Here is a 14,547-nt window from a genome sequence, read left to right on the forward strand (position 1 = left end):
CTCCTTAATGGTTTCTGGACGAAAGAACTGATCGAGTTTGCCCATGAATGGAAAAACAGAATTAGTCGCTCAACCGATTGAGCCTTACGTTCTCAATTTTCTCTCTCGCCAAATGGACTCGGACAGGTATCAGGTTTTGCCTCTTGCAGGAGATGCCAGCGCCCGCCGGTACTATCGAATTGTCTGTGAGGAGGACTCCTGGGTATTGATGCAGTGGGAGCCCTTTGAGGCCAACGACAAATACCCCTTCCTGTCGGTGCAAAAGCACTTTTTAAAACATGGTGTTCAGGTTCCGGATGTTAAATGTATGGCACCGGAACTCGGTCTTGTGATGTTAGAGGATCTGGGAGATCTCACTCTGGAACGGAAGTTTTGGGAGAATCAAAACCAGGACCTCGCTCTTCCCTTTTATTTACAGGCCATCGACGAGCTTATTAAGATTCACTATTCCGCAACCCAGGACATGGATCCTTCCTGCACCGCCTTCGCTATCGAATTTGATACCAAGAAATTATTATGGGAAATGAATTATGGTCGACAGCACCTGTTAGAGGCGCTCGGAGAGGTGAGCTTTTCTGATTCCGACTCCAAACAGATGCAGAGTATTTTTACCGATATCTGCACTACCCTCGATAAAGAGCCCAAGTATATTTGTCACCGGGATTACCACAGCCGAAATCTCATGATTAAGCTCGGCAAAATGCGCGTTATTGACTTTCAGGACGCCCGCATGGGCCCGATCCAATACGATCTTGTCAGTTTGGTTCATGACTCCTATGTGGATTTGAGCGAGGAGACCCGAGGGGCGATTCTGGAGTATTACCGAGAGCAGGCCTGTGATCTGTTTGGACTGCAGTGCAAGGATTTGGGTTTTCAAAGGATATTCAATCTGCAGGTGATTCAAAGATGCTTTAAAGCCTGCGGGAGTTTTTCCAGTTTTTATAACACTCGGGGCGATACCCGCTACTTAAAGTATATTCGCCCCACATTAGAGACCGTGGTTCGGCACCTGGAGCATTTTCCTGAATACAAGTTTTTTGCCGACATCTTGACCGACCGAGGCTTTTTGGAAACGGATTATGAGGCTCTATGAGAGCTATGATCCTTGCTGCCGGGCTCGGCGAGCGGCTTAGACCCCACACAACAAAGGTTGCTAAGCCGGCATTACCCTTTTTAAACCTACCTCTAATTTGTTATCCCTGGTTTCATTTGCAAGCGGTCGGGGCCCATCAACTCGTGGTCAATACCCATCATTGTGGAGAGAGCGTCAAAGCTGCCGTTGAGGCCTTTGGCTTACCCCTGGTGAAGTTTATCCACGAGACTCCCGTCATTCTGGGCAGCGGCGGCGGAATTAAGAACGCTGAAGTTCACTTAAAAGGCGAAGGGAGCTTTGTCGTCGCCAATGGTGACGAGATTCTGATTGCGCCAGATGGCCTTGAGGAGTTGTGGAGGCATCACCAATCCCGTGGCAATCTAGCCACCTTGGCCGTGTGCCGCCATCCAGAAGTTGGGACCAAGTTTGGCGGCGTGTGGTGCGACTCTAGCGGTCGGGTGATTGAATTCGGAAAGGTGGCCAGCTCTTCCAAATTGATGGGGTACCACTATACTGGATTTATGGCTCTCAGCGACCGAGTCTTTGCCTTTCTTCCCCAAGATCAAGCTTCAAATATTCTTTATGATGGATTGGCCTCCGGAATTAGAGTCGGAGAAAAAGTTGAAGCCTTTGAGGTTGAGGGCGCCTGGTATGAGACCGGATCCGAATCCGATTTCTTGTCAGCTAGTCTCGCCTGCCTGAATCACCTTCTCAGTGATGATCCGCTTGGGGCGAGCCTAAAGGAGCTTCACCATCACTATGGACGGGTTTTGCTTCCCCATGGCTCCGACGTCTTAGTTGGCACCAATTGCCACATAGATCCATCGGCCCAGATTTGTGGCCCCACCCTTCTTGGCCATGGGGTACAACTCGCTCAAGGCGTGGACCTAAAAGGCTTTAATATTATTGGTGACGGTACGGTTATCGACGACGGCTGCTCCCTGGAGAGCTCGGTCATTGGAAGTCACTTGCAAATCCCCAAGGGATCCTCTCTTCACGCCCAGCTCCGACTTATATAAAAAAGGCCAACATTTATAGGTGTCGGCCTTTTCTGATTTTTAAATTTAAGTACCCGCTTAAAACTTGGAATTTCCCCGATCCTTATTCTGGGTGTCGGTCTCGATAAAGATATTGGCCTTGCGCTTTTTCTGATAGCGACGATGAACCATTTCAAAAATGTTGTCCATCTTGACTCCAATTGGCTCGCCACCAGCCATTCTCTGCATCCCCGCCACATTGGCCGGACCGCGCTTTTTATTCATCTTATTTTTTAAAGATGCGAGGTAAGCCGCCATTGGATCACTTCCATCAAAGCTGACGCCTTCACCGCCCCCCGCACCGAGGGCGCCTCCGCCACCACCACGGGAATCCAGCCCCATAGCTACAACATTGGCTTTATCTCCATACTGCTCAACCGCATCACGATTTAACTTCCCAATGGCCGCGCGGGCGGCATTCACCGATGCTTCATCATAGCCTGCAGCAGCCATGGCCTCTGGGCTTGAAAAAGCACTCAAAGGCATCTCTCCGTTTGGAGTGGTAATGGTTCCCGCTGCCGCATTGACTTTGTAGCCTTTGTTTTCCAAGTTTCTAAGACCTTCATTGATTCGTGGATTCGCAAAAGATGTTCCACTTCCTCCACCAACACCTCCGCCAGGAACGGTCCCTGGCAAAGTGCCGCCGCCTGGCAACTCACCACCAGGAGTGGTTGGGAAGTTGGGATTATATTCTGTGGCCGCATAAACGCCGTCGGACTCGCCAGCCGCTCCCGCATCAAGCGCCGCCTGAAGAAAAGCCATTGCTGCCATCGGACACGCCCAACCACCTTTTGGGGTCGCACAAATTGCAGAGAGAGTGGCTCCCGCAGCCAGGTTGATCATCATCCCTGTATTTTGTGAACTTGAACCTTGTTCGGCACCTTGATTGATGTTGGGACCACCGCCGGGAGCTTGATTGCCACCTTCCGTTCCTTGTGTTCCACCAGAACCCAAGGCACCAAGAGTAAAGGCTGCCATTGCTACAACTAACCCGCCACGAATCACATAAGCCAATTTGTTCATATACCTACCCACCATCTCAATGGATTTAATAAATTATAGCTTTGTTTTCCCACCCACTTAAAGGCATTCGTGGACTGACGGTTCTGCAATTGAATGGCCCTATCGTATGGAGCGCCTCAGTTAAAACCTTAGACTCAAACCGAGACACTTTGAAAACTTATCGACAAAAGTCCTGTCTTACTTTAGGACATTTTTGCCTTTTTATGAGGTTGTAAACGCCTGTATTCACGGGTGTTTTTTGCGGCCCCAAAGACAGACTCCGCCTGCTTACTTCTGAGTCAGTAGAGGCTCTAAGTGGGGGAAAACACTTAGGACTGACTGGCTCCGCATCTGATCCAGGGCTCGGGTGTGATCGACAAAGGCCTTTAAGTCACTGGAATTCCTAAGCTCTTCCGACTGGAGCAGACCCTGAGCCAGACTCCTAACCATTCGACGGTTTTCGTCCCGGTGGGGACTCCGACTGCACAGATAGCTTTTTTCCAAAAAGACTTCGACCTTATGAGCAGCTGCCTTTCTCATTTCTAAGGGAATTAGCTCCGGATCAAGGTGGGGTGTGTCCCGAACCATAGTAAAGGAGAAGGTCATTTCAATCCCACTCTCCTGAACAAACTCATCGAGAAACCAGAGAAGTCGATCAATAGTACAGACCTGATAGGCCGACAAAGTCGCCTGGAGCACCTTACTCCATCGAGAATGCAATCCTTTTAGTTTTCTCAAGCCCTGGACGGTGTCTGTCCACTTTGAGGGAAACCGAATGTACTCGTTTTCCTCCGCAAAGGCATCGACGCTACACTTGATTGTCCCACTGTTAAAGCCATTGAATATTTCAATATGCTCTTCATTCAGGGTGACAATGTTTGAACTCAAATCCAAATGCATGTTCGCCGCCCACTTCTTTTTTAAAGAAAGGTCGCGTAAAAAATCTATCGCCTCAGGATCGACCAACACCTCTCCCCCCCGCATTTCCAAAAAGCGAGCCTTCTCCATGTAGGGCTGAAGCTGATCTCTAAAGTATTGGCTTTCTCCCAAATGCCCGTCGGCAACTAAGGCCGTGGCCATTTCCATCTCTCCACGCATCTCAGGTGTTAGCTGGTCCGCTTTGGCTTTGTACTCCTGAAGCATTCGCGTGCTGAGGGCCGGAGTGCACATACGACAGGATAGATTGCACTTCGTACTAAAGCGAAGCTCCCACCAAATGGGGTGAGTAGATATTTGTCCGTCATTAGCCAGGGCCTCGTCCACAACCGATTGGAATTTCGCAGCAAATTTGTTGTTGCGATTTACCCGCTTGCTATCAACACCTCTATCTTCCAGGCGATAACAGTGCTCGCAGTTTGACAGATACTCTTTGCGAGCCATTCTCAACCGAAAGTCGCGCATAAATTCGCAATTCCAAACTTCGTCAATACTGTCCTTTCTTAGGTCAAATGTATCGCCCGGTCCGCCAGTGCGACCCGCGTTGACGTCTATGATGGTCCCATTTTTGGGAATGCCATGAGGAATTCCGCTAATCGAGCAACACACGCGCAAGTTACCCTGCCCACGGGTGTTGAGCTGGACAAACGGAACGACACAAAAACGACCCTTCTTGATTTCACTCACGGCTCATTATCCGCCTTTAATACTTGGGGTCCATATAGACCTCATGAACGCACAGGTGCTTGGGTGTGTCCAAAAGAAAGCGCACCACTGATCCCACCTCCTCGGGCTTTAAGCCAACTCGGAATCCAGGTTTTGATCTCGATTTTTCATTATCCAACCTACCCACCTGAATATTAGTGAAGCGCATTTTTACTTCCCGCTTTGAAACCTGTTCTCCAATGTACTTACTCAGGAGCCTAAGCCCCTCTTTGCTTCGCAGGTAGTTCCACACCCGGTGGTCGCGGTCATATTTTTCATGATACACGGCAGTTGAGCCGAGGCAGAATAGATAGCCGTCATGATTTCGCTCCAACCAATCGATAGCAATTTCCTCCACCAACTCGGGCTGCAGATTGTTGGCATTGGTGACGACGACGACAGCCTGATATTCGCGCGACATTTCAACGATTTTTTTAAAAACACTTCGGTCGCAAACATCAAATCCATTGGACCTGCCAATTCCAAACGCCTCCGGACCCAAGTATTCAGTGACTCCCTTGCCGAAATCCTGAGTTCCGCCAACAACCAAAATTTTCACCTCCAAACCTCCCCGAGTTCAGGAACAAACTCCCGCCAAGATCTTCCACGAATATTATCAAATGTTTCGATGAACTTTTGCCCTGCAATTAGTATCTCCGGATGGCTCTCTCCGTGTCTTATAAAGTTTGCCACCTTGGACAAGTTCCTCTGATTGAATTCATCCGGGTAAATTGCTAGGAGGGCTTCGACCTCCCCAATGGCCTTCTGTTTTAAATTAGGGGGTAAATTAGTCAGGCTTTGATAGGCGGGGTCTCGCAACAATGTGTGGCAATGGAGACGCACTCCGCGAGAACTCTCATTCTCCACTCCACTCAACCATGCGTATAGGTCCTTGAGCCGCCAAATCGACAAGGCGCTTATGGTCGGAGTCACGCTGATTTGCACGTTGGCGTTTGCGATCTGCAACAGGCGCCTAAAATTACTTTCTACCTTATCCCACCTTGCCGGGTAGCGAAGATACTCGAAAGCCCCGTCGGTGGCGTCAATACTACAGTAGACATGACAGGACTTAAAATGATTGAGGGTTTCAATCTGCTCCTCTTTTATGACCGTCAAATTCGTACTCATCTCCAAGTCAATTTGAGAGGCATAGCCTTGGGCAATAGCATAGGACAGCATCTCCCAATTTTTGCCAATGAGAGTCGGCTCCCCTCCGGTAATGTAAAGGCGACGGATCTCGGGCATCAGTTGGCGCACATCTTGCCAAAATTCTTCTCGTTCATACCAGTCGCTCATACTTGATCGCATGCTAGCAAAAGCGCCCAGATGCTGATCATCGAACTCAACATCCTTTTTCTCCATGTTCTGCTCGATCTCGCGGTACAGGAAACTGGATGAATCGGGGCTACACGAAACACAGCCAAGATTACATTTGTTACCTAGACGCAGTTCCAGAATCTCAGGATTCTGGACTTTACCAGTTAGAATATCAGGAACTCGGGCGGCGTTGACCTCCAGTTCCGTTTGCCTTTTACTTCGATTACCAACTGATTCAAATTCATAACAACGAGTGCAGGCTGCTACCGTTTTACCGGCCAGCATCTTTGCTTTCATTTGGTCCAATTCACTACAATTGAGCGCCGAGAAAAGGGAGTCCTTTCCGACACTGTAAGGCCGCCCCTCACCGTCCTTTAGGGTGGAAATCGTCCATGTGCAAACTCTCAATCGCCCCGTCGGACGAACCCCCAAATGCAACCAAGGAAGGACACAAAAAGTGGGTGATAATTTTGTAGATGTCTTCTCTGACACTAATCTCTTCCCCTTAACTTAACCCTATCTCCATTGGGGATTTGATGGCAAATCGATCCCGCCCACCAGCCTCTCCGGGACGGGGCGTTGCCTCTCGTGCCCCACTGGCCGCCTCCCGGCGACTAGGCTCCCTTCTTAGTTCGAGACTGAAGGTGGGCTTAGACATTGGATTCTCATGTACCGCTTCCATATTGCGAGGGCGGTGCTGCTGAACAGAATCTCGTGTCCATCCATCTTTATGGAGTCAACTCCACACTTGTAATCTGTGGCGCTCGATTATATATGGACCAGTAAGATGAATTCGGTCGGGGCAAGACTCCCTAGTGGCCGGGAGAAAAAACTATTTACGGTACCCCTTCAATCTTAGGAGGAGTAGAGGCCATGAGCTCTAAGATCTTAGTGGCGGGAAACTTCAAATATGGAATTGCCAGTGAAATTTTCAAGCGATGGCCGGAAGCCCATTTTGCCAGTCGCTCTAATGGCTTCGACCTAAACACAGAGAAGGGACAAGACGATTTTGCACGGTTGAGCGTCGATTTCGATACAGTGATTTTTTGCTCGACCCTGCGTAGGTTTAACCAGACCTTATTGGTGGAAAACACCTGGAGGTACTGGGTTGACCAGGCAAAAAAAGGTCGCTTTGTGTGCCTTGGCAGCACGGCTGATCGTGGAGCTCGCCCTTCGAATTGGATGTACCCGATTGAAAAGAAGGGCCTGAGAAGTCTTTGTCAGAATCTCAACCTCTGCGACTTAAGCGGAAGTGGGATTCGAGTATCCTACCTATCGATTGGCTTCGTGAAGACTCCTTATACAGAAGAAAAGCATCCAGGAAAGAACAAACTTTCGACCGCCTACGTTGTAGACCTAATCGAGTGGATTCTTGCCCAGCCAGAAGATCTTAATGTCCACTCCATTAGTGTTGACCCAAGGCAGCCCCCAGCAGAAAACATCAATCAGTAAATTCCACCAAGATCCTTGGTCGCAACCTGTAGGGACCCAAAAAGTGTCTGGAAGAAAAAATTATTTTTTTCCGCCGGAGTCGAGCTCACAGCGATAATCAAACTTATTTCCCATCTTATCAGCTGCTTCAACAGCCACGGGCAATTTTAATTCCGAAGAGTACTCATGGGTGAAGCGAAAAAACGCCTTTTGCCCGGAGTGATAGGCTCTAATATAGGAAATTTGTTTCTCTCCGTGGTTAGTCACGACGCGGACTTCCGGAGGACTTAAAAACCCGTATAAATCAACAACCTCTTCTGGCCTCGTTGAAGATGAGTAGCCTGCCTCGTAAAGTCCCACTTTCGCTGGTGGCTTCGAGCCGCCGCCCTTCATGCTATAGGCCCTCATTGGCTTCCCCTCAGCATCCACCAAATGGTCGGCCAATCCAAAATACAATTTCCACCCCGGGCCTGCGGCTCGAAAAGGTTTTTGCGAATCTCGTATTATCTCTACAATGACATTGTCCTTTTGATTTTTAATAACATTCATTTTTAAGGATTTTATACTGCCCTCGCATTTGTAAGATAGCTCCGTGCCCGCTTTGGGCCAGCTGAATTCGGCAAGCTTGGACTTCGGAACTCTACTCCTCCGCTTCACGCCCTGAACCTCACAATCATAGGGGAATATCCATGCACTTGGCTTAGATACTTCAACCTTCTCATTTATAATTAACCGAAAGGACTTTGAGTAAAACGCCGACCTCCGAACAACGGCTCCATTCCCGTCGGCGTTACCCATGACCGATTCAAGCTCAACAACGAGTGTTGCTCGTCCTATTTTGGTGTCAATCCTCTGCTCTTTTCCTACCTTAGTAGATACCGACACATCGAATTTCCCATTTCGATTCGTGCTCTCAATAACGCCAGAATAGGTTCCCGGCTTTAATGTTGTCACCTTCTCTAGATTGCCGGATTTTAATTTGTTTTTTGTAAGTATGCTTGGATTAGCTCTCAAATAATGAGCTCCAGCAATGTATTCCCAGCCCTGCGCAACACCATCCCAGCGAGGCGATTCTTTTTTCTTTGGACTAGAAAAAGACTCCTCATAGATTACCATTCCCCCCTGGTGGTGCCAGTTGAGTACATATCGATCAGAATAAGATTCGCCCTTGCAGCTGTAGCGGATTTCAGACCCCACCGTCGGCAAAACCGAATTCCCATGCGCTGTTAGCCAAGACGTCAAAAGAACTAGAATCAATAATGCAGATCGCAAAGCCAGAACCTCCTATAAGAGTTGGCACAGGATACGAAACCATATTCGTCAAGTCAAAGAATCCGCCGGTCAGAAACTTTGCTTAACGCCCTACTCAGACCGAAAGATTGCGTTCACGAAGGTGATAAGATCCAAATAGGACTGGCGCTTGGCGTCAACGTTTCCGCCTATTTTAACTTTCCCTTTTTCTCCACAACTTCTATTGGCAATTCTAGCTCTCTCAATTGAATTTTGGTCCAAACCCATTTTCGCTTCATGCAAGGAGCCTTCGGCACTGATCGCCCACTTACACTTTTCTCTACTGTGAGGCCCGTCAATCACTCGTAGAGGAGTAAGAGAATCAAATCCGTGGTAGGCATTCTTGTAGACTTTAAGCAAAATATTTCCGCCACTTTGAGCCACCTGCCTCTTGAACTCATAACACCGATCGGGCAGTGCCCAATTATCCTCTTCCCCAATGAATAAAATCATTGGGGCAGGGGTGAATCGGGGGTCTTCGTAATTGTAGCAAAATGGATAATAGGCAATGTGAGCCGCAAAACCCAGCCCTCCAGGGTCAAGCCGCTCAACAACTGGCCGCCAGCCCGCCAACAAAGCGATCTCACCGCCCTTTGATCCACCAAGAATGGCTATTTTAGCAGGATCAATCTCCCTGGAGAAATTTTCCCGCAAAAACTTTAATACTGCGAACGCATCGGACAGCACCATGGCGTTGGACAGGCGCTCTGAATGGTGCCCGGTCCATCCATAGACATTTCGAGGAGTGAAGCTATCAAAAACCGCCGTTGCAATCCCCATGGAGTTCAAAACCTCCAGCCGCTCGCGATCCCTGTCTTTTAAAGCTCCTAACGAAGTTGGAACAAACACCACCGCGGGAATTCTCTCCTTCGAGTTTGATCTCAGCTTAACAAATGGAATGAGGACTGACCCTTTGATCTTTGCCCTTTCTCTTATAGACTCCTCTCCCAGAAGATCTTGTAGAGAATATGGGCTCTGGCTGCTCACCACAAAATCTCCTATGTAATCAAATTTTCCACGGTGGCGCTGATCAAAACCCTGATTGGTAGCGATTCCCAATAAATTGATCTTAGATAGCAGATATCGTAACTTTTCCTGATGGTAAAACCCAACCAGGCCAATTGTTACCCAAGCAATTAAGAAAATGGTCCATCGAGTGGCAAACCGATTTTTCCCCATTGGCCGATAATCTCTCAACTCTCCCGGTTTCTCCAGTTTTTTTGAACTCGCTCTCTTGGGCTGGCTCTAGCGTTCATTCTTCGATGTTCATTCTTCGATGTTCTTGTTGCGGTATGTTGTGCCTTGCCTCGACGGGGTCAAAGAAAATCGTTCTCAGGATTTAGGCCCATATCGACCAAATGGAGAAAACCCGCCTTCATTAGAACCTCGCGATACTGGGAGTTCAATTCTTGCTGCTCGGAATCCAGCTCCAGAATTCGTCCCAACTCAAAGGGACCGAGTCGAATTGTCGTTCCCTCCGGGGCATCTTTGTAGAGATCTGTGTTTACCTTCGCCGCTAGAGAATGGCATTTAACAGAAACTCGCCCGCGCATGACATCTGAAAGCCTGAAAAGAAATTCCCGGGCCTCCTTAATATCTTCAGCCGTCAAATTCGCCCACCCGAAGATTAGGGAAATCGCCGGCCGAAGCCGGTATTTGTGATAAAGCTCAAACGTACGCAGAACAATATCAAGATCATGCCCTTTTTTCATCCATGCCAGCATTCGATTGGAAGGAAACTCCAGGCCCGTCAATGGACAAAAATGGGCCAGGTTAAACCCTGCCCGCTGACACTCCTTAAACGTGGATTCGAGCACCCTAAAGACCCCGGTGTCACAGCGGAGGTGGGTCCAATAGTCGATATCATTACGCGGCTTCAACTGAGGGAGATAGGTCTTCAAAAACTTCGGCGACAATGCCGGCGAGTTAAGAAAAACTCGCAAATATCCATCATTTAGATCATTAACAAAATTGGGGTCAAATTTAATCTTGGTATTGTCACCAGGATAGGTGCAGAAGTTACACTTGGCCCAGTAGCAAAACTCCTCCACAGTATACCCCAGCAACACCTTGCCATTTAGTCCCTTGGGAATCTCCACTCCCCACGACCTCTCGCCTCCAATTACCTCCCAGAGAGGCCTCTGAGTGTAGGTGAGATTAGGGGGGATTTCACCCGCGAGCTTCTCCGGCTCCACGGCTGTCCCACCGACAACAAACTCAATATTTGGATACCTCATGGCCCAGACATAAGCCATGTACATGTGGAAGTTAAAAAATGCACTGATGTATACCTTGCCCTTGTCGATAGGTAACTCAATGCCACTGTTTTTTCTTTGCAGCTCGTCCAGGCTTCCACTCAAATCTAAACGAACCCAGTAAAAATCTCCAAGCTCCTTGCAGCGATGATACATGGAGGAAAAGCCGTTCGAGAGAAAATAGTCCTCTGACAGCATTTTCCTATCGATCTCAACATACTCGTTATTAACGAAGATCTTTGTGCCCTTGCCTCCGCTAACATGAGTATTATAGAACTGGACAAACAGGGTATCCTTAATCGCCACGCAAAACCCCTCCCCCTAGATGATCCCACAGGCTTTGACTCATTAAAAGGGCAAATTTCCCTTATCCAGCCGTCTCTAGATGACACACCTGGCATTGGAATTGACGACGCCTCGCCTTCCGGCGCCCAAGGCGACACGAATTCACATTTGCTCCTCAATATTGGTAGTAAACAAATACCGTTTCATTAAATGAACCAAAGACGAAAAAACTTGTCGCGAAACCTACTACCAGTGCGATTTTTGCCGCCAGAGGCAACTCCTGCCACCAAGTCCGCAGAGGTTTTTTGGTTTCTATGTAGTGCAATCCTTCCAGGCAGAAAATGAAAAACAACACTCCAACAATGTGAACGGCTGACTGATGTAGCCCGACATAGGACTTTAGTGCGGAAAAATTAATAAAGTCGGCGACTGATAAGCTCCACATTTTGTCGATAGAAACGTAGGACGAGACTCGGCCCAGCTGGGAAACAAAGGCGGGGATGCACAGGATGATTTGAGCTACCAAAATTTTTATCAACGTCTCTATGGGAGACCTATTGGGCACCTTGAGCGCCCGGAAAAACCGACCGCCAAATCCTCGCAGGGAATATTCAACTAAATAGAGCGCCCCATGCCCAGCCGCCCAAACAATATGCCAAACATCACCTACATGCCAAAGCCCGACGACAAAAAAAGTTATCATTAGATTAATCTTGATCGAAGTAACCGAGGTAAAAATCCGACACAGAGGCAGAAACAGGTAGTTCGAAAACCAGATCACCAGGCTTCGATGAAACCTTCTCCAGAAATCTGTGGGCGAGGTCGCAAAAAACGGGTGCCTAAAGTTCTCCGTTAAGCGGATTCCAAACACCCCCGCAGAGCCAATGGCAATGTCCGTATAGGCTGAAAGGTCAAGAAAAAGGCCATATCGGGCCCAAAATACTGCCAGCAAAAAGGGGGCTCCATAGTAGTAGTCGGCGCTCGAAAACACATTAGTCACAAAAATATGTACAGAGTCTGCCAGGACAATTTTTTTGAACAGCCCACAGGCAATGCGCATCAAGTTGAACTTCAGGTTCTCATAGTCGATATTAATTTTGGCCTTTAATTGCGGCAATAGATTCGTTGCACACTCAATTGGACCGGCAACTAGTTGGGGAAAAAAGGCAATGAACAGGGCAAGGTCTGTAAATTTACTCTCCGCCTTCAGTCTTCCCCGGCAAACATCAAACAAATAGGACATGGCTTGGAAGCAGAAAAATGACAGGCCCAAGGGTATTGCAAGATCCAGTAGCGTCTGGGAATAGGTTTTGAAGCTATAATGGCTGCCACCTTTCTGAACACCTACGAACTTATAAAATCCCAGAATAAAAATGATTGCGCCAATTCCAAGGCTTAAAACCAGCCGCTTCGAGCGAGCGGTCGTCAGCCGATCCATAACCAAAGCAACGACATATGTGCCTACGGTCACGCCAATAAGTAGCATCAAATGTTTTGTACTCCAAAAGGAGTAAAAAACATAACTTGCCAGCAAAAGGTAAATGGATCGAAGGTTAACCGGAATGATCAGCAGCAAAATCGCCACTATGGGTAAAAACAGCAAATATTGACTTGAACTTAGCGACATTCTTTCTCTGCGAGTTGTTCTAGCTATAATAGATCATATGCAAAGTTACCATCACTATATGGCTCTCTAATTCCACGAAACTGGCACGAGTATAAAAACTCGAGCATTTCATCGTTAAGTCGCCGTTGCTCATCATTCATAAAAGGAATTTTCCCCAATACAAATGGGCCCTTTTTAACAACTCGAAAATCTAAGTCCTGCTTTCCATACATTGGAGCAAGCGGCTTGGAGACCAGATAATGGCACCTTATCAGGGCTTTACCCGCAGTTACATCTCGTAGCGAGGCCAAAAACTCTTTGCCTTCCTCCACGTCTTCTTTGGTCAGGTTATTCCAGCCAAAGATAGTCGAGATGACCAACTTTGTTCCGTGATCCTCAGCGATTTTGCAGAATTCCAAAATGTTCTTTAGCGTTGTGCCTTTTTTCATGTGCTTTAGCATGCGATTGGACGGAAATTCGAGGCCCACCAACCACCAAAACCTGCGCAAGTCGAACCCCTCTTCAGCACAACGCCGGAATGAAGGGTCTAGAACCTCCAATATCCGCTTGTCTGCTCGTACATATGTCCAAAAACAATCCCTTGGTCCTTTATATCTAAACTTATGAAGATTGTTTTTCATAAATTCTGGACTCATCGCAAAAGTATTGAGGAAAACAAAGTACTGATTTCCAGGAGGCAGATCCTGCATGAAACTATAATTGATAGGCTCCTTCATCACCTCCTGCTTAATTCCACAAAAAGTACATATTCCCCAGTAGCAATTCTTCTCAATGGGATAGGAGAACATTATCTTGCCGCTGATTTCCTTTGGAATTTCAATTCCCCACTGCGGGTCCTCTCCAAATCTTTCGTGAAGCGTTCCCTCATAGAGTTCAAGGTTTTTAGGGAGCTCTCCTTGGACCTTGTCCATATCGACCGCCGGCCCGCCAACTATAAAGTGGATTTCTGGATATTCTTGTGCCCACAAGTAAGCCTGATACATGTGTACATTATAGAATGCACTTACATAAACTGTTCCCCGGCTGATGGGCAAAGTAAGGCCGCGATTGCGTTCCAACACCTCCTCCATCGTTCCATCGAGATCGTAAAAATACCAAAGAAAGTCTCCGCGCTTTTTGCACGAATAGTGTGTCTGTGAAAACCCATTGCACAAATCATACTCTTTGTGATCACCAATGAGATTAATGTATTCACCATTTACCAAAATTTTGGTCGAGACATTGGTTTTGTAAAACTGGATGAATAAAGTGTCGCTTGAGCTAGCCATTTATGGCGGACCCGCCGGTCGATTTCCTGTCAATAAGGCCCATTATGTCTTTGGGTGTCGTCACCATACTGTCGTTAAAGTCTTGCCCGTTGATCATCACACCAAAGGCCTTTTCGACTTCCAGTACAATGGCAACAATTGAAATTGAATCTAAACCCAAATCCGCAACTAGGTCCGAGGAAGGTTCAATTTTTTCCTTTGCGGAACCGAAACAATAGTTTGCGATAATTCCTTTTAGTCTCGTCCAGGCATCCTCACCCATATACCCTCACTCCGTTAGTCCTTGCGATAGTCTAAACAA

Annotated in this window: 13 protein-coding genes; 3 read left to right on the forward strand and 10 right to left on the reverse strand. The window is 47.7% G+C overall.

Annotated elements, in window-relative coordinates:
* Positions 1–43 precede the first annotated feature (43 nt).
* Positions 44–1,093, forward strand: coding sequence for a phosphotransferase (locus H6624_17520; protein ID MCB9086144.1), 1,050 nt, complete (start codon positions 44–46; stop codon positions 1,091–1,093).
* Positions 1,090–2,112 carry an NDP-sugar synthase gene (locus H6624_17525; protein ID MCB9086145.1) on the forward strand — a complete coding sequence of 341 codons (1,023 nt, stop codon included), beginning with the start codon at positions 1,090–1,092 and terminating at the stop codon, positions 2,110–2,112. Before H6624_17520 ends, H6624_17525 begins: the two co-directional genes overlap by 4 nt.
* Positions 2,113–2,169: 57 nt before the next feature.
* Here H6624_17525 and H6624_17530 read toward each other — a convergent pair whose 3' ends face one another.
* From H6624_17530 to H6624_17545, 4 genes are all read right to left on the reverse strand, one after another.
* Entirely contained in the window at positions 2,170–3,153 is a 984-nt protein-coding gene (locus H6624_17530) for a hypothetical protein (protein ID MCB9086146.1), read from the reverse strand.
* 267 nt (positions 3,154–3,420) lie between these two features.
* Positions 3,421–4,755 carry a twitch domain-containing radical SAM protein gene (locus H6624_17535; GenBank protein ID MCB9086147.1) on the reverse strand — a complete coding sequence of 445 codons (1,335 nt, stop codon included), beginning with the start codon at positions 4,753–4,755 and terminating at the stop codon, positions 3,421–3,423.
* Positions 4,756–4,771: 16 nt separating this feature from the next.
* Positions 4,772–5,332 carry a hypothetical protein gene (locus H6624_17540; GenBank protein ID MCB9086148.1) on the reverse strand — a complete coding sequence of 187 codons (561 nt, stop codon included), beginning with the start codon at positions 5,330–5,332 and terminating at the stop codon, positions 4,772–4,774.
* On the reverse strand, positions 5,329–6,582 hold the full coding sequence (locus H6624_17545; protein MCB9086149.1) for a radical SAM protein: 1,254 nt from the start codon (positions 6,580–6,582) through the stop codon (positions 5,329–5,331). Before H6624_17545 ends, H6624_17540 begins: the two co-directional genes overlap by 4 nt.
* Before the next feature lie 381 nt (positions 6,583–6,963).
* Here H6624_17545 and H6624_17550 point away from each other — a divergent pair, with 381 nt between their 5' ends.
* The gene (locus H6624_17550; protein MCB9086150.1) at positions 6,964–7,542 is read left to right on the forward strand and encodes a hypothetical protein; all 579 of its coding nucleotides are present in this window, start codon (positions 6,964–6,966) and stop codon (positions 7,540–7,542) included.
* A gap of 60 nt (positions 7,543–7,602) precedes the next feature.
* On the opposite strand, the gene H6624_17555 is transcribed toward H6624_17550, so the two are convergent.
* The 6 genes from H6624_17555 to H6624_17580 all read right to left on the reverse strand — a co-directional run bounded on the left by H6624_17555 (position 7,603) and on the right by H6624_17580 (position 14,508).
* Entirely contained in the window at positions 7,603–8,637 is a 1,035-nt protein-coding gene (locus H6624_17555; GenBank protein MCB9086151.1) for a hypothetical protein, read from the reverse strand.
* Positions 8,638–8,883: 246 nt separating this feature from the next.
* Positions 8,884–9,990: a dienelactone hydrolase family protein gene (locus H6624_17560; GenBank protein MCB9086152.1), complete on the reverse strand. Its 1,107-nt coding sequence runs from the start codon at positions 9,988–9,990 to the stop codon at positions 8,884–8,886.
* Between the two features lie 137 nt (positions 9,991–10,127).
* Positions 10,128–11,372, reverse strand: a complete 1,245-nt coding sequence (locus H6624_17565; GenBank protein MCB9086153.1) for a radical SAM protein — start codon at positions 11,370–11,372, stop codon at positions 10,128–10,130.
* Between the two features lie 154 nt (positions 11,373–11,526).
* A complete protein-coding gene (locus H6624_17570) occupies positions 11,527–12,978 on the reverse strand; it encodes an MBOAT family protein (GenBank protein ID MCB9086154.1) in 1,452 nt (483 codons plus the stop codon).
* Positions 12,979–13,001: 23 nt separating this feature from the next.
* Positions 13,002–14,246, reverse strand: coding sequence for a hypothetical protein (locus tag H6624_17575; GenBank protein ID MCB9086155.1), 1,245 nt, complete (start codon positions 14,244–14,246; stop codon positions 13,002–13,004).
* Positions 14,239–14,508 (reverse strand): acyl carrier protein, encoded by a 270-nt coding sequence (locus H6624_17580; protein MCB9086156.1) that lies wholly within the window; start codon positions 14,506–14,508, stop codon positions 14,239–14,241. Before H6624_17580 ends, H6624_17575 begins: the two co-directional genes overlap by 8 nt.
* Positions 14,509–14,547: the final 39 nt, after the last annotated feature.

This window comes from Pseudobdellovibrionaceae bacterium (genome assembly GCA_020635075.1).
In the GTDB taxonomy this organism is placed as follows: Bacteria; Bdellovibrionota; Bdellovibrionia; order Bdellovibrionales; family UBA1609; genus JADZEO01.

Excerpts from the sequence above, each read along its gene's own strand:
- H6624_17520 (MCB9086144.1), top strand. The coding sequence starts at position 44 with ATGAATGGAAAAACAGAATTAGTCGCTCAACCGATTGAGCCTTACGTT.
- H6624_17525 (MCB9086145.1), top strand. The coding sequence starts at position 1,090 with ATGAGAGCTATGATCCTTGCTGCCGGGCTCGGCGAGCGGCTTAGACCC.
- H6624_17530 (MCB9086146.1), bottom strand. The coding sequence starts at position 3,153 with ATGAACAAATTGGCTTATGTGATTCGTGGCGGGTTAGTTGTAGCAATG.
- H6624_17550 (MCB9086150.1), top strand. The coding sequence starts at position 6,964 with ATGAGCTCTAAGATCTTAGTGGCGGGAAACTTCAAATATGGAATTGCC.
- H6624_17555 (MCB9086151.1), bottom strand. The coding sequence starts at position 8,637 with ATGGTAATCTATGAGGAGTCTTTTTCTAGTCCAAAGAAAAAAGAATCG.
- H6624_17560 (MCB9086152.1), bottom strand. The coding sequence starts at position 9,990 with ATGGGGAAAAATCGGTTTGCCACTCGATGGACCATTTTCTTAATTGCT.
- H6624_17570 (MCB9086154.1), bottom strand. The coding sequence starts at position 12,978 with ATGTCGCTAAGTTCAAGTCAATATTTGCTGTTTTTACCCATAGTGGCG.
- H6624_17575 (MCB9086155.1), bottom strand. The coding sequence starts at position 14,246 with ATGGCTAGCTCAAGCGACACTTTATTCATCCAGTTTTACAAAACCAAT.
- H6624_17580 (MCB9086156.1), bottom strand. The coding sequence starts at position 14,508 with ATGGGTGAGGATGCCTGGACGAGACTAAAAGGAATTATCGCAAACTAT.